Origin of the sequence: uncultured Microbulbifer sp. (assembly GCF_947489355.1) — a bacterium.
Lineage (GTDB): Bacteria > Pseudomonadota > Gammaproteobacteria > Pseudomonadales > Cellvibrionaceae > Microbulbifer.
In genome coordinates this window covers 1-19,163 of sequence record NZ_CANLDD010000012.1, presented here as the reverse complement: position 1 = coordinate 19,163, position 19,163 = coordinate 1, and the positions used below count along the sequence as shown (strand labels likewise).

The 19,163-nt window shown below is 57.7% G+C and carries 16 protein-coding genes; 3 read left to right on the top strand and 13 right to left on the bottom strand.

Annotated features, from left to right (window positions below):
• Position 1: 1 nt before the first annotated feature.
• The 6 genes from hscB to trmJ all read right to left on the bottom strand — a co-directional run bounded on the left by hscB (position 2) and on the right by trmJ (position 4,099).
• Positions 2-532, bottom strand: coding sequence for a Fe-S protein assembly co-chaperone HscB (gene hscB / locus Q1A48_RS07420; protein ID WP_299942958.1), 531 nt, complete (start codon positions 530-532; stop codon positions 2-4).
• Positions 533-638: 106 nt separating this feature from the next.
• Positions 639-962: an iron-sulfur cluster assembly protein IscA gene (gene iscA / locus Q1A48_RS07415; protein WP_299942956.1), complete on the bottom strand. Its 324-nt coding sequence runs from the start codon at positions 960-962 to the stop codon at positions 639-641.
• Between the two features lie 41 nt (positions 963-1,003).
• Complete coding sequence (iscU, locus tag Q1A48_RS07410; RefSeq protein WP_299942954.1) at positions 1,004-1,426, bottom strand: Fe-S cluster assembly scaffold IscU; 423 nt, start codon at positions 1,424-1,426, stop codon at positions 1,004-1,006.
• A gap of 27 nt (positions 1,427-1,453) precedes the next feature.
• The gene (locus Q1A48_RS07405) at positions 1,454-2,668 is read right to left on the bottom strand and encodes an IscS subfamily cysteine desulfurase (protein WP_299943077.1); all 1,215 of its coding nucleotides are present in this window, start codon (positions 2,666-2,668) and stop codon (positions 1,454-1,456) included.
• Between the two features lie 56 nt (positions 2,669-2,724).
• Entirely contained in the window at positions 2,725-3,201 is a 477-nt protein-coding gene (gene iscR, locus Q1A48_RS07400) for a Fe-S cluster assembly transcriptional regulator IscR (protein WP_299942952.1), read from the bottom strand.
• Between the two features lie 106 nt (positions 3,202-3,307).
• Complete coding sequence (gene trmJ / locus Q1A48_RS07395) at positions 3,308-4,099, bottom strand: tRNA (cytosine(32)/uridine(32)-2'-O)-methyltransferase TrmJ (RefSeq protein ID WP_299942950.1); 792 nt, start codon at positions 4,097-4,099, stop codon at positions 3,308-3,310.
• 133 nt (positions 4,100-4,232) lie between these two features.
• On the opposite strand from trmJ, the gene Q1A48_RS07390 reads away from it, so the two are divergent.
• Complete coding sequence (locus tag Q1A48_RS07390; protein WP_299942948.1) at positions 4,233-5,036, top strand: inositol monophosphatase family protein; 804 nt, start codon at positions 4,233-4,235, stop codon at positions 5,034-5,036.
• 96 nt (positions 5,037-5,132) lie between these two features.
• On the opposite strand, the gene Q1A48_RS07385 is transcribed toward Q1A48_RS07390, so the two are convergent.
• The 7 genes from Q1A48_RS07385 to Q1A48_RS07355 form a co-directional block, all read right to left on the bottom strand.
• Entirely contained in the window at positions 5,133-7,124 is a 1,992-nt protein-coding gene (locus tag Q1A48_RS07385; protein WP_299942945.1) for an ATP-binding protein, read from the bottom strand.
• A 663-nt stretch (positions 7,125-7,787) separates the two neighbouring features.
• Positions 7,788-8,786: an alpha-L-glutamate ligase-like protein gene (locus Q1A48_RS07380; RefSeq protein WP_299942944.1), complete on the bottom strand. Its 999-nt coding sequence runs from the start codon at positions 8,784-8,786 to the stop codon at positions 7,788-7,790.
• A 10-nt stretch (positions 8,787-8,796) separates the two neighbouring features.
• Positions 8,797-10,329: an inactive transglutaminase family protein gene (locus Q1A48_RS07375; protein WP_299942942.1), complete on the bottom strand. Its 1,533-nt coding sequence runs from the start codon at positions 10,327-10,329 to the stop codon at positions 8,797-8,799.
• Between the two features lie 54 nt (positions 10,330-10,383).
• Positions 10,384-11,061 (bottom strand): RimK/LysX family protein, encoded by a 678-nt coding sequence (locus Q1A48_RS07370; RefSeq protein WP_299942940.1) that lies wholly within the window; start codon positions 11,059-11,061, stop codon positions 10,384-10,386.
• Between the two features lie 290 nt (positions 11,062-11,351).
• Positions 11,352-11,675: a YqcC family protein gene (locus Q1A48_RS07365; protein ID WP_299942938.1), complete on the bottom strand. Its 324-nt coding sequence runs from the start codon at positions 11,673-11,675 to the stop codon at positions 11,352-11,354.
• 74 nt (positions 11,676-11,749) lie between these two features.
• Positions 11,750-13,888 carry an ATP-dependent DNA helicase DinG gene (gene dinG / locus Q1A48_RS07360; protein ID WP_299942936.1) on the bottom strand — a complete coding sequence of 713 codons (2,139 nt, stop codon included), beginning with the start codon at positions 13,886-13,888 and terminating at the stop codon, positions 11,750-11,752.
• Between the two features lie 76 nt (positions 13,889-13,964).
• Positions 13,965-15,134 (bottom strand): 1-acyl-sn-glycerol-3-phosphate acyltransferase, encoded by a 1,170-nt coding sequence (locus tag Q1A48_RS07355; RefSeq protein WP_299942934.1) that lies wholly within the window; start codon positions 15,132-15,134, stop codon positions 13,965-13,967.
• A gap of 320 nt (positions 15,135-15,454) precedes the next feature.
• Here Q1A48_RS07355 and nhaC point away from each other — a divergent pair, with 320 nt between their 5' ends.
• Together nhaC and Q1A48_RS07345 are read left to right on the top strand one after the other, a co-directional pair.
• Positions 15,455-16,921 carry a Na+/H+ antiporter NhaC gene (nhaC, locus tag Q1A48_RS07350; protein WP_299942932.1) on the top strand — a complete coding sequence of 489 codons (1,467 nt, stop codon included), beginning with the start codon at positions 15,455-15,457 and terminating at the stop codon, positions 16,919-16,921.
• Between the two features lie 20 nt (positions 16,922-16,941).
• Positions 16,942-17,988 (top strand): DUF3549 family protein, encoded by a 1,047-nt coding sequence (locus tag Q1A48_RS07345; RefSeq protein WP_299942930.1) that lies wholly within the window; start codon positions 16,942-16,944, stop codon positions 17,986-17,988.
• The last annotated feature ends 1,175 nt before the right edge of the window (positions 17,989-19,163 follow it).

Genomic DNA, 19,163 nt, shown 5'->3' with positions numbered 1-19,163 from the left:
CTCAATCATCGTCAAACAGGTCTGCCTCCTGTATTTCCACCTGCGCCTGCAATTTCACCAGAAACTGCAGTGTGAGCAGAGAATCTTTGGCCTCGGCCAGATTGTCCGCGGCAAACACCTCGGCAAAACGCGCCTGCTCTTCCCGATAGAGTCCACGGGCCTCATCGGCAAGCACCTCAAGGGCGGCAGCGGGGTCCGGCTGCTCGCGCACTTCCTCGAGTCTTTCGCGCAGTCGCATCTGCTGCATCAAAAATTGTGCATCGTCCGTGGTCTGCTCCGGCGGCACTTCCACACCCGCCAATTCCAGCAGGTAAGCAGCGCGCTGCACCGGTTCTCGCAATACCGTATGGGCCTCATTGATCTGGGCAGCCATTTGAACCGCCAACAGCTGTTCGCGCTCGGATTTGGAAGCGTATTTGTCCGGGTGGAATTCCCGCTGTAATGCGCGATAGCGCACCGCCAGAGCACTGCGATCGAGTTCAAACACGGGCTCCAGCCCGAATATCTCGAAATGGGTGAGGTTGGCTGCCATCTCAGGTTACCTGCCAACACCGGGGATTAACATCGGGCTGTGCTTGTGGGGTAAATAAAAAGGCCGGCGTACACAATGCACCCGGCCTCGCTTTGGCGAGCACACATCAGACATGGAAGCTCTCGCCGCAGCCGCACGCGTTTTTGACATTGGGATTGGAAAAGGTAAAGCCCTCGTTCAGCCCTTCCTTCACGAAATCCATCTGGGTACCATCCAGGTAGATTAGGCTTTTGGGGTCCACCACCAGCAGGATGCCATCCTGATCAAACACCACATCTTCGGCTTCCGCCGAGTCGACAAATTCCAGTACATAGGCGAGACCGGAGCACCCGGCGGTTTTTACACCCACCCGAATACCGATACCTTGGCCGCGCTTGGTCAACTGACTCTGGATATGCGTCCGAGCGGACTCGGTCATGGTAATAGCCAAAACAATACCTTTACTGCTGTTGGGCACCAGGCCCGCATGCCTTAACCTGCCGCGGATTCCTCTGCGTCGCCCGCCTCAGCTGCCCCGTCGCGTTTCTCGCGGATATCGCGTACGGCAGCCTTGATCGCATCCTCCGCCAGTACCGAGCAGTGGATTTTCACCGGCGGCAGAGCCAGCTCCTCGGCGATGGCGGTATTCTTGATCCGCTCCGCCTCGTCAATGGTTTTGCCCTTCACCCATTCGGTGAGCAGGGAACTGGAAGCGATGGCGGAACCACAGCCATAAGTCTTGAATTTGGCATCTTCGATAACACCCGCATCACTCACCCGGATCTGCAAGCGCATTACATCCCCACAGGCGGGCGCGCCCACCATACCGGTGCCCACATTGTCCGCCTTATCATCCAGGCGGCCGACATTGCGGGGGTGTTCGTAGTGATCAATTACTTTATCGCTATAGGCCATGACTATTCTCCTAACTCTTGCACACGCTTAGTGGGCGGCCCATTCAATCGTATTCAGGTCTACGCCATCTTTGTACATATCCCATAAAGGGGACAATTCGCGCAGCTTCTCTACCGCCTTGCGCACTTCTGCGACGGCGGTGTCCACATCCTGCTGGCTGGTAAAACGGCCGAAGCTGAAACGCAGTGAACTGTGCGCCATTTCATCATTAACACCCAGTGCCCGTAGTACATAACTGGGTTCCAGGCTGGCGGAGGTACAAGCGGAACCTGAAGAGATCGCCAGGTCACGTAAAGACATGATCAGGCTCTCCCCCTCCACAAACGCGAAACTGACATTCAGGTTGCCCGGCACGCGCTGTCCGGCGGAACCGTTGATATGGACTTCCTCCATATCCTTGATCTGGTCCCAAAAGCGGTTGCGCAGGGCCATCAGGCGCGCACTCTCTTGCGCCATTTCTGCCTTGGCAATGCGAAAAGCCTCCCCCATACCGACAATCTGGTGTGTGGGTAAGGTACCGGAGCGCATACCGCGCTCATGACCACCGCCGTGTATCTGTGCTTCCAGACGCACACGGGGTTTGCGGCGCACATACAGGGCGCCAATCCCCTTGGGACCGTAGATCTTGTGAGCAGAGAAAGACATCAGATCGACCTTCATTTCCTGCAGGTCGATGGGCAACTTGCCGGCACTCTGCGCGGCATCCACATGAAAAATCACCTTGCGCGAGCGGCACAGTTCGCCGATTGCGGCAATATCGTTAATCACGCCGATTTCATTATTGACGTGCATCAGGCTCACCAGAATGGTGTCCTCACGCAACGTTTTCTCTACCAGTTCCGGGTCGACGATACCGTCCTCGCGCGGGCTCAGGTAGGTCACCTCAAAGCCTTCACGCTCCAGCTGGCGACAGGTATCCAGAACCGCCTTGTGCTCGATCTTGGAGGTGATGATGTGCTTGCCTCGGCCCTGGTAGAAGTGGGCCGCACCTTTAATGGCCAGATTGTCTGACTCTGTGGCACCACTGGTCCAGACAATCTCGCGCGGGTCGGCATTGATCAGCTCCGCCACCTGGCGACGGGCATCTTCCACCGCCTCCTCCGCCTTCCAACCGTACAGGTGGGAGCGGGTGGCTGGATTGCCGAAGTTGCCTTCCATCGTCAGCTGCTGTGCCATTTTAGCGGCGACGCGCGGGTCCACCGGACAGGTAGCCGCATAATCCAGATAGATGGGAAGCTTCATAGTCATACCGTTTCCGCTCAATAAATCTCTTATATCCGCCCCGGTTTGCCGGGCGCTTACAGCCCGCCGAGTACGGCAATGCGCTCTTCCGGTGCTTCACGCATGTCCTGGCGACGCGCCACTTCCTGCACTTCTGCACGGGATACCAGGTTCGCCAGGCTGATGCCGCTCAGGAAGCCGTGTATCTGTTCGCTTAAATCCGACCATAGGTAATGGGTCAGGCACTGCTCTCCATTGGCACAATCCGCATTGCCACCACAACTGGTAGCGTCTACGGATTCGTTCACTGCATCGATAATCTGCGCCACAAAAATCTCTTCACCACCACGAGCCAGGCGGTAACCACCACCGGGCCCACGCACGCTGGAGACCAGTCCGGATTGGCGCAGGCGGGAAAACAACTGTTCCAGATAAGAGAGGGAAATACCCTGGCGCTTGGAGATATCCGCCAGGCTGATCGGCCCACGCTCGGCGTGCAAGGCCAGATCCAGCATGGCGGTGACCGCATAGCGGCCTTTGGTAGTCAAACGCATATCAGCTCCCAACTGAGGTGAAGCTCTTTACCGGTCGGGGCGAGAGTATGTAATAACCCAGCACTCTGGTCAAGTATATAACCCCCGGCTCAACTCGGGTATTGACCTAGTCGGGCCGCCCCTTTCCACCGCTGCGGTGGATGTGGTTCTGGATGGCAGTCAACATACCGCGCAGGATGCCCAACTCCATATCGTCCGGGCGTACGCGGCTGAACAGTCTACGCAAACGGGTCATGGTCTGACGGGGGTTATCAGGATCGATAAAGCCCAACTCGCCCAGAGACTGCTGCAGATGCTCGAAATACAGTGCCATATCGCTAGCTCTGGCCGGCGGGCGGTCCCAGTCCGCATAGCACAGCGCGCCCCCCCGCTCCGCTTCCAGCGCAGCGATACGTACCTCATAGGCCAGCACCTGCACCGCAGTGGCCAGGTTCAAAGAGCTGTAATGCGGATTGGCCGGGATATGTACATGGAAATTGCAGGCCTGTAGTTCCTCATTGGTCAGACCCCGGTCCTCGCGACCGAACACCAGCGCCACAGGATGGCTCGCCGCCTCCGCTATCGCGCGCGCGCCACACTGGCGCGGGGTCAACAAGGGCCAGGGGATGCGCCGCTCGCGGGCACTGGTGGCGACCACCAGGCCACAATCCGCCACCGCCTCCTCAAGCGTGTCCACCACCACGGCGCTGTCGAGCATCTCTGCCGCCCCGGCTGCACGCCACACGGCGTTGGCTGCCGGAAACTCGCGTGGCGCGACCAGATAGAGCCGGCTCAAGCCCATGTTCTTCAGCGCGCGCGCGGCGCCGCCGATATTGCCAGGGTGTGCGCTGTTCACTAATACTGTGCGCACATTATCGAGTGCCTGGAGCGGCGTGGTGTCTCGGGGGAGCTTGGTCATGATTGAACGTATTGACTCGGTGTGATGGGCGCGCGAGTGTAGCAAAAGCGGACGGGAATCCCTACAATCCCGTCCGCCGCGGTCAACCTGCGGCCCGCTTTTTAACCCTTCAACCACTCGGTGCGGAATCGTTATGGAACCCATGCTAAATATTGCCCTGCGCGCGGCGCGCAAGGCCGGAGAACTGATTGAACGGGCCTGGGAACGCGGCGACCTGATGCAATTCGAAGAGAAGACGCGCAATGATTTCGTCACCGACGTGGACAGGGCCAGTGAGCAGGAGATTATCTACCACCTGCGCAAGGCTTACCCCAAGCACAGCATCCGCGCCGAAGAGAGCGGCTTGCTGGAGGGCGCCGAGCCCGATTACGAGTGGATTATCGACCCTCTCGACGGCACCACCAACTTTATTCACAGCGTCCCTCAGTTTGCCGTCTCCATTGCCTGCCGCTACCGGGGCCGCATCGAGCACGCGGTGGTGCTGGACCCCATCAAACGCGAGGAATTCACCGCGAGCCGCGGTCGCGGTGCTGCCCTGAACGGGCGTCGTATTCGCGTATCCCCGCGCCAGGGTATGCGCGGTGCGCTGATCGGCACCGGCCTGCCCTTCAACGGCCCGGCCCTGGACAGTATCGACGCCTACTTGTCCGCACTGAAAGAAATTGCCGGACAGACCGCCGGCATCCGCCGCCCGGGCGCGGCCGCACTGGACCTCGCCTATGTGGCGGCCGGCCGCTTCGACGGCTTTTGGGAAATGTATCTGAACACCTGGGATATCGCCGCGGGCTCCCTGCTGGTAAAAGAGGCTGGTGGCCTGATCAGTGATTTCCGCGGCGGTGAGGATTACCTGGATTCCGGCCATCTGGTCTGCGCCACACCCAAAGTGTTCAAGCCCCTGGTGCAAATCGTGGGCAGACACCTGGGCGGTGTGCGCTGATCCCATTGTGCCAGGCCGGCCCGGAAAATCACCGGGTTGACCTTCGGCAGGGCGCTCTGCTCTCTCAGTCACTCCCTCTGGGGCCGGGGCACATGCCTATACAACAGGCTGCCCCGACCTCACCAATCTGTTCGCCAGCACCTTGGATAACTGTACAAAGTCAAACTGCTCCGGCAGGGTTGGATGGCTACCCCCGGATAGATCGCTTCCTACCAACACAAAGCAAGTTGCCCTGGTCGAAATATCCTCTTCCAGAATCCGCACCAGATCGGCAGCGGACATACCCGGCACCGCAGTGTGAAACAGCAACACGTCGGGATTGAGGGTACGCGCCATAAAGATGGCTTCAACCCCATCTGTGGCGACCAGGCACTGGACTTGCGGGGCCTCCTTCAGCATTTCTTTCAGCCGGCTTGCCGCTTCTGGCCGGTTGTCCACCAGTAATAACCGGCCAGCCGGCAGCTGTCGTGGTATCTCCGGCTGAGCCGGGAGAGACATCAGGGTATCCGGGGCATCGATCATGGGAAATTCAATCCAGAAAACGGAACCCTGCCCCTCCTGGCTGTCGAAATCGATCCGCCCGCCCATGGCCTCAGTCAGGCGCTTGGCGATTGCCAGGCCCACTCCGGTGCCCTCTATATGTCCCTTCTCTTCCCCCAGCCGGTTAAACGGTTCAAATACCTCATCGCGCCGCTCCGGCGGGATGCCTTTCCCGGTATCGAGAATGCTAAGGCGCAACCAGCCCTCGGCCTGGGGGGCAAAACTGATGATGACCCGCCCATTGTCGCGGTTGTACTTCACCGCATTGCCGACCAGGTTCAGTATCACTTGCTTATAGCGTACCGGATCGGCACAGATATAAGCGGATTCCCAGCCAAGAGGCTCAAAAATAAGGCTGACGCGGCGGGTCTCTGCCAGGGGTTCGAGCAGGCGCTTACAGTCGGCCACCAGCTCCGCGGGGCGTATCGATTCCATCGATGGCCCGAGTCGCCGGCTGTCGATACGGGCCAGCTCCAGCACATCGCCGACCAGATGCAACAGGTGCTGCCCGGCGCGGCGGATTTCCCCCAGGCGCTGGCGCTGATCTGAATTAAGGCTTGCGTCCAGCTCAACCATTCGGCTGTATCCGAGGATTGCATTGAGCGGCGTGCGCAACTCATGACTCAGGCTGAAGAGAAGATCCGAGCGGCGCACATTTTCCGCTCGCTGCTGCTGCAATTCCCGCTCTACCCGGCATAGGGTTTCACGGCTGCCACTCACATCCTGAAGTGTCCCCAGCACGCGCGTCGGCTGGCCACAGTTATTCAGTTGGACCTTGCCGCGGCACCGGACCCAGGCAATGCTACCGTCGGAGCGCCATAGGCGGAATTCCACATCCAGAGGAAATCGCCCACGCACATGCTCCGACATGGCCTGCTCTACCCTGGGGAAATCCTCGGAAAGTATTCTGGCTTTCCACTGCGCCGCAGCCGAGCGGTCAATACGCCGGATGGGACTGGTCTCATAGCCGAGAATTGCCCAACAGGCATCATCCAGGATCATTTCATCCGCGTTTAAATCCCATTCCCACAAACCGTCACCGACCCCGGAGAGTGCCTGCAGTGGCTGCTCACCAGGCAAACTGTACAGAACGCGCCGGGATACGACCGTACTGACATCGGCACAACAACCAAAAACAACTCTTTCCGCACAGTCATCCACAGTGACAGTTCGCCCCAAAAAGCGCAGCCAACGCAACTGGCCTGCGTTCTCATAGGCGCGAAAAATAATGTCAAAACAACCCTCATTACCGGCGGCCCGCTGGCGCACCTCGCGAACCCGATCGCGCTCTTCTGTGTATACCAGGGGCAACTCGGCACCGGTCCACAGCTTGTCCAGCGCCTGCCCCTCAATCTCGGCAAACAGCAACCAGATTTCCCCCTGAGCGCGCAGGGCTCCGGTTTTCGGATGCCACTCCCATAGACCCTGCTGCGCACCGAGCAACAGGCCGTGCAAATAGGTTGCCTGCTGTGCGAGCTGGCCGCCATCGAACAAATGCAGCTCATCTGGCGTTGCTAACAAAAATGGAGGGCGGGGTTGATCTGGCACTGGTGACTCTGACACACGGGACTCGATTTGTTGAAATTCGCTCGTTGATAGAATTTAACCACTTATAACCAGCAGCGAATCAATGATCTAATTATGGAGAGAGAATACCTCGTTATATTCCAAAAATTTCCCTGAATTTAAAAATATTATGCTTTATTTCAAAAAAAAGAGGAAAAAAGCCCCGCGAAGCGAGGCCAAAATCAGCTTTGATGAGAGAAAGGGAAGTCACCCGGATTTGTGATTTGTCACAGCCCCAAGAGGTCTTCCCGGAATGTGGGCCATGGACCCACCATCAAAGAAATGCAAGCCTTGTGCCATCTTTTCGGGCCGTAACCCTACGCGGTTTGCACTGAGCCTCGGGCACCACCGCAACACAGTTACCAACAGGGAGTGCCGATCTGATCTGTGGCGTTGGGCATTCATGGCTATGAGCAACAGGCCGGTGAAAATTTCGACAACACAAGCCATTTTGGACAGTGACGTCGGTATATCCAGGGAGGCAATCAAGCGGGTCACTGAAGACCGGTTTGATCGCCAGGTGAATCATCATAGTGCAGCCAACCCCAAGGCCTCCCGCTACACTGAAAAACCGCACCGCAGCATACTGATCGAATTCAGAATCCCCCGCAACCTCGAAGTGGGCTCGCTAAGAACAGTTTTGAATCAGAGATCAGCGGCAAATGTACGCATGGAAAAGTCCACCCTCTGCTCGACGCGCTTACCGAGCATTTCTGAGTCCAGACCTTCGATACAGCGCAAATGCCTGCGCAGGCCCACGCCATTGGCCACCTGTATTGCCAGACCCGGTCGGGCATTGGCTTCCAGCAAAAGCGGGCCGCGCTCGCGGTCCAGCACAATATCGCATCCCAGGTAGCCGAGACCGGTCATCTCATAGCAGCTCGCTGCAAGGTGCAAGAGGTCATGCCAACCGGGCACTTCGAGTTGATCGAAAGGAAAATCTGTATCCGGGTGCCGATGAATACGCAGGCCTCGCTGCACCGCGTGGCTGCTCTTGCCTGTAGCCAGATCGATGCCCACCCCCACTGCGCCCTGGTGCAGGTTGGCCTTTCCGTCCGAGGCGTGGGTGGAACAACGCAGCATGGCCATCACGGGAAAGCCGCGAAACACAATCACGCGGATATCCGGCACACCTTCAAAGGAATAATTCTGGAAAATGGGATCGAAATCCACCAGGGCCTCCACCATCACCCGGTCCGGTTTGCCACCGAGACTGTACAGGCCGCTGTGAATATTGTTGACATGCCGCAGTATATCCAGCACCTCGACTTCCACACCGGAAGTTTTCCTGAATTTATCGCCATTGCGACCGGCGATAACCAGAATGCCTTTGCCGCCTGAGCCCCGTGCCGGCTTGACCACAAACTGCCACAGGGGCTCAATCACTGCCATCACCCGTTTGCGACTGGCCGGCGTTTCAAAAGCCTTGATCAATTCCGGCACGGGAATACCGGCCTGCCCGGCTGCGCGCTTGGTATTGAGCTTATCGTCCACGGTGGGAAATTTCCTGCGGTCATTGTAGCGCGCAATATAATGGATATTGCGCGCATTCATGCCGAGAATACCCATATCGCGCAAGACCAGTGGAGAAATCACACCACCGCGCACCTTGTTGAACAGGTGTCTAAAAGTGAATTGGCGCAAGCAAACCTCCCTACTTGACCAAAGGCCGGAAACGCATCAATTCACTGAACCGGTAACCGGTGTAGTTGCCCACAACCAGTATAAAAGCCAGGAGTAACAACAGCAGCTCGGGGAAATTAAAGGTCCAGTGTTCCACATAGCGGTTGGTCATAACCCACCAGGCCAGAATCGCCACCAGCAGGCTGCCGCCCGCTTGCACAATCACCTCGTAGGGACCGTCCTCCTCCCACACGATAGACATGCGCTCGATGGTCCAGGCAAGGATAATCATCGGAAAGAAGGTCACCGTCAGCGCCTGCTCAATACCCAGTTTGTAACTGATGACACTGATAGCGGCCATAATGATCACCACCGTGACCACCACGGCGGCGATCCTCGACACCAATAGCAGGTTGAGTCGACTGAGATAAAACCGCACCCACAACCCGAGGATCAGGATCAGGGTAAAGATCGCAAGGCCCGTCAGCAGCTGGGTTTCAATAAAAGCTATCGCCAACAAAACCGGCATAAAAGTACCGGACGTGCGCAAGCCGACAAACACCCGCAGCAGTACCACAACCAGGGCGCCCACCGGCACCAGCAGGATCAGCTTGAAGATGCTCTGCTGTTCGATAGGCAGGCTGTAGATAGAAAAGTCCACCAAGGCTTCCCTATCCCGGCTGGTGCTGCGCATGGAGACATCCCGCGCGGGTACATCGTTGGCAATGACGGAAAAAGTCACCTGGGAATTGCGTCCACCCTCCAGGTCCAGCAGGCTTTTGCCGCCGCGCTGCCAGATAAAAAAATTCTCCGGCACACCGGGCATGCCAGTAGTGGGCTCAAAGACAATCCAGTGCTTGCCATCATTCGCTTCGAGCAAATCCTCAGGCGCCAGACGCCGGCGATCATCCTCCAGGTAGAGGCCGCGGATTCGGTGGGCCGGAATGTCCGCAGTGGCGAGTATCAACAGGGCCACATCCACCAGAGTGCTGTCGGCATAATGGCGGAAAATCAGGTTGCGATCCTGGTTGTCATCGTTGTTGAGTTCAATCAACAGCTGGGTAGTGAAGGATTCCACATCGGATGAGTGTTCGCGGGCCTGCTCCACCAGGGCATAAATCGCCAGGCGCACCGCCTCCTGTTCGCGCGCACCCAGAAACGGCTTCTGCACTTGCGTGCTGAGATTCAGAGGCTGCGCTAACGGGGCTCCGGGCCTCTGATAAACATCGAGCTGGTAAAACAGGGACTGGGTTCCCTCCGCTGAGCGCCGGGACCAGAGTGCACGGTAGTCGTCGTTTTCCTGGGCAATATAAAAACCGAAACCCGAAGAACTGAAAGTTTCCCCGAGTATTTCCATATTGCGTTGCGCGCGCGGCAACGTCAGCGCGGCTTTGACCGGGCCACCTTCCGCCTCGAAACCCACTTTGGCCTCGATAGTCCAGACGGTGCGGTATTCTCCCGGCAACAGTGGAAAACCCAATTCAAAGTGCTTGTAGGCGGTCAGACCAGCGCCGATCAGCGCGAGCAATACCGCAATAAGATAAACCTGGACCCGCGGCGACATTCGCCATTCCCCGTAACTCTACGGCTCCAATCGGAACCTAACTGTCTAACCGGCCTACTTGCCCCCGGATACTCGGGGTTGACCCTGGACATAGCGCCGACTCACATCGACAACCGCGGCATCTTTGAGGAAATTGCGTCCCAGCAGCATCAAAGTATCCGTGCCGCCCTCGTCCGTCAGGCTAACCTCCACCATGTGGGTGATATCTCCGACCGTCAGGTGCATCTCCACCACTGGTCGTCGCTGACTGGGAAAGCCAATGCGCATCGCACGGATAAAGCGCTTGATGGGCAGCTCAACGCTACCGGGCTCCGTTTCGCCATCCCCTTGCGGGGGTATCAGTTGGATTCTGATCCAGTCTCGGCCGTCGCGCTCGAAGCGGGTCAGAGCCTTGGCACGCAGAGTAGAAGTCGGTGAACCGGAATCGACGATGGATTCAATAACCAGGCCGGAGGGTTCCATTGAGACATTTTCCACCGCGCCAAGCACCAACTTGTCCCTGGCAACGGGCACTTCGACTATTTTTTCAACACTTCGTTCGATTATCTTTTCGACAACCCTGGTTTCAGGTTCCATGCACATCACTGGCACAGGCTCGGAACACGGCACGATCTCAGGCACCGATAGTACCGGCGGAGCGCTCTGATGCTCCTGTCCTGGATACATCAGTGATTCACAGCCCGCCAGCAACGAAAGGGCCAACATCAACCACAGAAGGAAAAATTTCTGCATACCTAACCATTACCTCCAGCCCTGTCGGCATTCCAACCCAGCGGACGATATGCCCGCACTATCCGATTTGGTGTGCGGGGGAATGTTACGTCCGCGCCGGGCAAAAGGCCGATATTAGCCTATGAGCGCTGCCAGTGAACAGGGATGCCCCTGAAGCCGGTCAACCCGGGGGTCGCAATGTGACACACACCGAATCTTTGCGCACCACACCGGAACAGACGCACCGACAGACTTAGATCCAGGGCCAGTAAAAGCGGCACCTGTAGATTTGACACCGCTTCTACAAGATCTCAGCCGCGTTGCAGGCGCTGATCGATAGAATCCAGAATGGCCACCAGGGCCTCTGCATCGCTGTTGCCCTGGAAGAACTCCTCCGCGATAGGCGCGATACCACATTGCCGGGGCAGCGGCATTGCCTGCTCGACCAGCCCTTGCATCCGGGGCAAAAAGACAAACTGCAACCATTGCGGCAAAGTCAGCGTATCCACACAGAAAGGCTCACTACTGGTCAGCGCTTCGGCCGGGGGGGATTCCACCTGCCACTGGCCCAATCGGCGCAGCTCGGTTTCCAACAACAACAGTTGACTGGCAATGTCGGAATAAATTGGTTGCATTAAGCCTGCACCTCCAAACGACCGCTGTTGGAATACCGGGTGACAATGTACCGGCAATAGCGGGCAATTGCATGTTATTCAATGCTGCGGGTAAACGGCGGCAGTGAATCGAGAATCGCCTGGCCGTAGCGCCTGGTCACTATTCGCCGGTCCAGCAGTGTCACGGTACCGCTGTCCCCCTCGGCACGCAGCAGGCGGCCGCAGGCCTGTACCAGTTTCAGGGCCGCATCCGGCACCGTGATCTGCATAAATGCATTGCCCCCTTTGGCTTCGATCCACTCTGCCAGAGCCGCCTCTATCGGATCATCGGGCACGGCAAAGGGGAGCTTGGCAATAATCACATGGCGGCAGTAATCCCCCGGGAGATCGAGGCCCTCGGCAAAACTGGCAAGGCCGAACAGCACACTGCTGCCGCCGCCGTCGATGATCTCGCGGTGGGTGACCAGCAGCTGCTGGCGGGACTTCTGCCCCTGCATCAGAATGCGGTTGCGCCAGGTACCCGGTAGCGATTCGCGAACGGTTTCCATTTGCCGGCGGGAGGAAAACAGCACCAGTGAACCACCTGAACCCTTGAGCAGCGCCGGAAGTCCGTCAATCACCGCATCGGTATGCTGGTCCGCATTGCCCGCATCTACCGCGCTGGCGGGCACCCGCAAACTGGCGCGGGAGAAATCGAAGGGGCTCGGCACCACCTGATAACTGGCCTTCTCAGGGGTGCCGGCGCGCAGGCGCAACCGATCAAATTTACCCAAGGCAGTGAGTGTGGCCGAGGTGAGCACCGCCCCATAACAGCGCTTCCACAGACTCTGCTCAAGGGCCTTTGCAGCCAGAATCGGCGAGCTGCACACTTCAAAATCCGTCGAGCCACCCCAATCCACCGGGCTTATCCAGCGCGCCTGCGGCAGGGTGCCATCGGCATCGGCGCGCGCGTAGTTGGCCCATAGCAACAGGTTGACCTCAGCGCGCCCATGCCAGCTGCCCAGTTGTGGGTACCAGCGCTCCAAATCCACGACCGGCACCGGCGAGTGGAGATCTTCCAGCATACGCTGGACAACCTGCAACATCTTGTTGAGCAGGCTCTCCAACTCATCGAAGTCCTCGCGCAACTTTTCCGCCAGTTGCATCATGGCATCGGGCACCACGCCCCCCTTGAAGCGATGCCGAATAGGGTTGCCGCGCATGTCTTCGAACACACACAACTCCTCGACCAGAGGCCACATCAACTCCATGCCCTGCTTGGCGGAAGCGAGCGCTGCTGGCAACTGTTCGCCGCAGCGATCCAGTTCGGCGCCATCGCCAATCTCGCCGAGCATCTGCCCGAGCACCTTGTTGGTCTGATCCAGCCAACCCGTGGAAGCACCCAAGCGGCTGTGGTGGGAGAAGTGATCGAGGGCCTTGTCCGGCAGGTGGTGGGCCTCGTCGAGTACGTAAATCGCTTCTTCCGGCGGCGGCAGTATCGCGCCGCCGCCGAGGGCCAGATCCGCCAGCAGCAGGTCGTGGTTGGCGACAATCACCTGGGTCTTGCCCAGGCTCTCCCGCGCGCGGAAAAAGCTGCAATTGGTCACATGGGGGCAGCGGCGGCCGCTGCACTGGCGGTGATCCGTGGTAACCCGGCTCCAGTCCTCGGTTTTAATCGAATCCGGCCAGTTGTCGCAATCCCCATCCCAACTGCCAGACGCCAGGCCATCAGTCATTTTCTGGTAAAGTGCAACACTCTCCTCTTCGACTTGGGGCAACTCATCATCGTAAAGTCCCAGGGAGAGGCCGGTGCCACTGGCGGAAAAACTGGAGAGCAGCTGGTCCAGCTTGGACAGACACAGGTAACGACCGCGCCCCTTGGCCAGGGTAAACTCGAAATTGAGCCCGCTGTGGTGTGCAACCTCCGGCAGATCCTTGTAAATAATCTGCTCCTGCAGCGCCACCGTCGCAGTGGAGACCACCAGGGTTTTCTCCTGTGCCTGGGCCAGGGGGATAGCCGCAAGCAGGTAGGACACCGTCTTGCCGGTGCCGGTGCCGGCCTCCACCACACAAATATGCTCGCCATCGGTTTTTTCACTGTCCCGTTCGCCACTGGCAGTTTGGATAATACCGCCGAGCGTGCGGGCAATGGCCGCCACCATCAGCTTCTGCCCATAGCGGGCCTTGTGCCCACGGCCGGACAGGAACTGGCTGTAGGCCTCTTGGATGGCGCTTTTGTGTTTATCGCTGAGCACGGGGAATGGTATCTATTCACTAAGTAAGTGGGCAGGGGGCGCTATTATCCACTAACTACCCCCACCTCACCAGCAATCACTCAAATGCGAGGCGCGAAACCACCGGATTCGCATAGGCCTGAATCGCCTGGTCGCGCCAGCGCTTGTCGATCTTCTGCATTCGCGCCTCAAACGCCTCCCGCATCCCTGTATGCGCCTGCGGTTCCCAGGGCCTGGGAGGATAGCCTACCGGCAATCCCGATACCGAACCGTAAATATGCTCGTAGGCAATCAGGTTGGTGGGGTGCAGGGTGTAATTGCCCACGATCTGCCGATCGATCTCCTCGGCCAGGCTGTTCACATCGTCGAAATCCCCTTCGATCGGGGTGCCGAAGGCGGTGTGCACATGCCCTTTGTGGCCGACAACACCTTTGGCAATAGAAGCCAGGTCCTCATTTTTGGCCTTTTTGTACTCATCCTTATGCTCTGTGATATAGAGCTCTTTAGCTTTCTGGCCATCACAGGGGTCCCACTCATAGGAAATGGACAGCGGCACGATATGCAATTTTCTCCAGAAGTCGGCGAAAGGCGTGTCCCGATCCTTGGTCATGGCAAACATGGCCACGAGCGCCGGGTTGGTGCGGTCCAATCCATCTTTGGCGCGCCCGGCGCGCTGCGCAATCCACACATGCTCGTTGTCGTTCACGATAGAGTGATAGATGTAGTTGGACAGTTTGGTCGCCGCCGCCAGTTTTTGGCGACGACTGCCCGAGCTGCGCTGTACCGTAAAGCTCTTATTGAGCTTCATAATGTCAGAGGCAAACTGCTTGGTCAGCAGGTTATCACCGATCGCGATGCGGGAGGTCTCGTGTCCCTCCTTGAACATGGCCACTATGGCAAACGCGGGGTCCATGGCGATATCCCGGTGGTTGCTCACAAATAAACAGGCGCGATCGCGGGGAAGCCTGTCCAGCCCGGAAATACTCAAGCCGGCAGTGGTGCGGTTGACGATTTTATCGATGTACTTCTCGACGATTTCCTGCACTCCGCGCACATCGTCAACATTGCGGAACTCAAAGCGCAGGAACTGGCGCACCAGCCAGGCCAGCGGGCCTTCCAGTCGCGCCAGTTTGGGGACGAGAAAGTGCGCAACGGTGTGGGACATATCCGGATCGGCGATCAACCTGTCCAGTACAGCACGCACTTCATCGTCGCGATAGGGGCGCATATCCTCGAATTGAGCGGGGTCTAACTCACTTGCTCTCATGAAATCACTACCTGCCCGACCTGCCTACGGGGTCCTGGCTTATTATGTCTTGCGGCCAAGGAATGGCCGGGATTAGAAGTTGGCGCAGAACATACCGGAAGCATCGCCGAACTGCTAGCGCCACAACTGACCCGGTGCCTGATCGCTGTGATATTCCCCCAGGTTCATGGGCCGGCCAAGGGGGTTCTCTATCCGCCCAATGCCATTCAAAGTAGACTTCACCGCCCCAAGCCGTAAAAATAGGGGGGTCAACCGTCATCGACGGTGAAAACAACGATAACGATTACGGCACCAGCCTCGCAGTCAAGCAGGAGTACACCTTGTCTCAAGCCAGCCCCAATTCCGAGCCGCGCACACCCAGCCTGCTGGATGCATTGATCCCCCTGGGGGCCCTGATCTCCCTCCTGTCCCTGTCCGTTTACTTTTACGGCGCCGACTCCTCCTACGGGCCCAATCAGATCGCCCTGCTGCTGTGCGCCGGTGTTGTCGCCCTGATGGGCATGAAAAACGGTCACAGTTGGAGTGACATGGAAGGGGGCATGCTGCACGGCATCGGTCTGGTATTCGGCGCAATCCTGATTCTACTGGCCGTGGGTGCCCTGATCGGCAGCTGGATTCTTGCCGGCACCGTACCCTCCATGATTTATTTCGGTGTGCAGATACTCTCACCCCAGTGGTTCTACGCCGCCAGCTGCATTATCTGCGCAGTGGTTGGTCTCAGCATCGGCTCCAGTTGGACCACCGCCGGCACCCTCGGGGTTGCCTTGATGGGGATCGCCGGGGCGCTCGGCCTGTCTCCCGAGGTCACCGCCGGAGCAGTTATCTCCGGTGCCTACTTCGGCGACAAGATGTCGCCGCTGTCCGACACCACCAACGTCGCCGCGGCGGTTACCTCCAACGACCTGTTCCGGCATATCCGCCATATGATGTCCACCACCATCCCGGCATTTGTGATTGCCCTTGCGGTGTTCGCCTTTATCGGCTTGACCGCCAGGGCTGGCAACGCTTCCGCCACCGATATCGAGCAACTGCTGGCCGCTTTGGGGGCCGAATTCAATATTTCCCCCGTCAGCCTGTTGCCGCTGGTGCTGTTACTGGCCATGGCCTGGCGCAAGGTACCCGCCTACCCTACGCTGATAATCGGCGCCCTGGTGGGTTGCGCCATCGCGTTGATTTTCGAGCCGGAAAGTGCCCGCCGTCTGGGTGGCGGCGAAGGTGCCCTGGCCTCCCTGAAAGGCGTCTGGTATAGCCTGTTCGATGGTTATAAATCCACCTCCAGCAACGAAAACGTGGCGGACCTGCTGTCCAAGGGCGGCATGAGCAGCATGCTCAATACCGTGTGGCTGATCATTTCCGCTATGGCCTTTGGCGGCGCCATGGAACGCGCCGGATTCCTGCAGGTATTGATCAACTGGACGCTGTCACACGTAAAAACCCTGGGCGGTCTGGTAACCGCCACCGTGCTGACCTGCTTTGGTATGAATGCCGCCGCCGGTGACCAGTATATGGCGATCATTATCCCCGGCCGCATGTTCCGCGATGCCTTTGCCGAGAAGGGGCTGCACGGGCTGAACCTGTCGCGTACCCTGGAGGACTCAGGCACCATCACCTCTGTGCTAATCCCCTGGAATACCTGTGGGGCATATATGGCCGCCACGCTGGGCATCGCTACCCTCGACTATTTGCCCTATGCCCTTTTTAACATTATCTGCCCGTTGCTGGCGATCGCCTACGGCTGGCTGCACTTCAAGCAGATGCCGATCTCCATCACGGCCAGCGCCTCCTGAACAATGCGCAGTCATTACCCGTGAAAGCCGGGGGCACTCTCACCGCCCTGATTGAAGGGGCCGGCTTCAAATTGCACTGGTTCGATCTGGGCCGTCGCCTGCAGGCATTGCCCGGCCCCGCAGCCGAGGCTTTTGAAGCGGGACAGGCAAGCTGGCCCTACCCCTACCTGCGCCAGGCCTGGACCGGCCTGTTACTGCAACCGGCAGAGGGTGGTGAAGCCGTTGTCTGGTTTCTGCGTTTCCCTCTGGATGAGCAAGGCAAGCTGCAACTCGCGGTGCGGGACAATCTGTTACACGCACTGGCACAGGGACTAAAGTGCGGCATGCGTTGCGAAGCAGCGCAACAGTTGGACCAGGTGCTAAAACGCAGCGGGCTCTTATACACCCCCTCCATGGAGCGCCGGGCAGCGTTTCACGCCCGCACGGGGATGCTGTTAAAAAGACCGGCAAGCGCACACTACGGGCCGGTCCTCGACTACATCCGCAAACCAGATACCCACCACTGGGACACGCTGGCACTACAGGGGATTGCCGATTTGGCGGTGCGCTGGAAGACAGAAAAAGCGTTGCTGTTGCCCCAGATAAGCCGGATCGCGCACCCGGTATTTATCCACCTCTGTGCGTGCCTTGAAAATGAAATGATTGATCAGCCACTGGCGGAAACCGTCAAGGCCCGCGCTGAATCCATCCTACACAGCGACACCATCCCGGACGTCGCCATGATTTGCGCCGCCGTACGCGCCTGTTCCCACTCGCCGGCAAAAGGATTGCGGCACGCATTTCTTTTGAAACTGCTGCAATACCCCAGCACCGCCCAAAATGTTCAGCTGCTTACCACCCTTGGCAGCTGCTGTACAACAGATCTGGAAAACCCGGAGTTGGCCAGACTCTGGTTAAACGCACTGGCAAACACGGAAGATCAGGGGGCCTTCAACCGGTTGCTTTCAGACTTGCTGTTTGTTCCGCAGGTGCGGGCATCTTTACTGATGGTATTGCGCGATCCGGGGCAAATTGAAATTCTGGCGCAGGCATTTGGCCGTTTTCTGCACGGTCCCACCCTCCCTTAAAATGATCGAGGGTTTTCTATGCCCCTGCCGCAAACCCGTATATCCACGTGCCGTCCACGGGCACACTGCACCTGGCACGCTGTCGACACCTCCGGCAAAACCAATACTATGACCTTCTATCGAGTATCCGCTCGCCGCTCAATGGCCCTTCGAGCCCAATCCGTTATTAATCCCACAACCGAATCGACACGCCTTTTGAATTTTCCTGGCAAGTTGAAATTGACAAAAATTACCAATGGTTTACCAAAAGAAAAAAATCCCGTCATCACTGGGAAAAAATAAAATTCGACGACAAAAAAAGAGAAAAAACCGGTTTTTTCAGCACCAAAACACAATAAACTGGCACGGCTTTTTTCCAGACTTTGCCCCTGGCAGTTATTTAAACCCTGCGCCTATTACACTTCATCAGACGGTATCTTTGTAGAGCATTTTACAAAGCTGACTAACAGATGACGTTTTATTGGCTATGCTAATGGCTAACATCAACGGAAAGGAGTTAGGGGATGAATTTCACTCCAGCCAAGTACTTAATCGGAATTATCAGTGCACTGGTTCTGGCAGGTTGCTGTAGCCCACCGGCACCTCCAGCTTACTGCCCACCGGGCGCTGAACAAATTCCTCTTTCAATGGCCTGCCCCGCAGATGCTGACTGCTGGATGGCTTCAGACAGAGTACGCTGCATGAAAGTGGTGAAGTAAAATCACTTTCAAGCAGAACCAGTGTGGTGATTCATACTAAATACGGGTTTGGTCAAAGCGGGGCCTTCTGGTACACGGCCCCCTGAAGCACTATTTAGTATGAATCACCGCCAAATGCCGCTTTCACAAGCGGCATTTGTCTTTTGATCAGACCACTCTTATTATCCCGGCAAGCAAACAGGCTGTCGGGTTAATGCGATGCAGGGCGTCACCGCAGGCTGGTATGGGTTTTGAAATACAAACGACTTCTCACAGTGGCGTGAATATTTCAAAACAACAATCGCGGATACCCTCTTCTGTAATATACTCTAGCCCCTCAGGCCCTGTCCCGACGCAGGTAATGCGTTAGTATTGCTGCCCCTTTTTAAGACACAGCCCCTAGGGGCTGTTCCCGTTTGGATGTAGCCTATTGATTTGTAAGAGCAAGCTCGCATTGTTGAGGTTCTAACACAACGACAAAACGAGCTTGCAATGCCC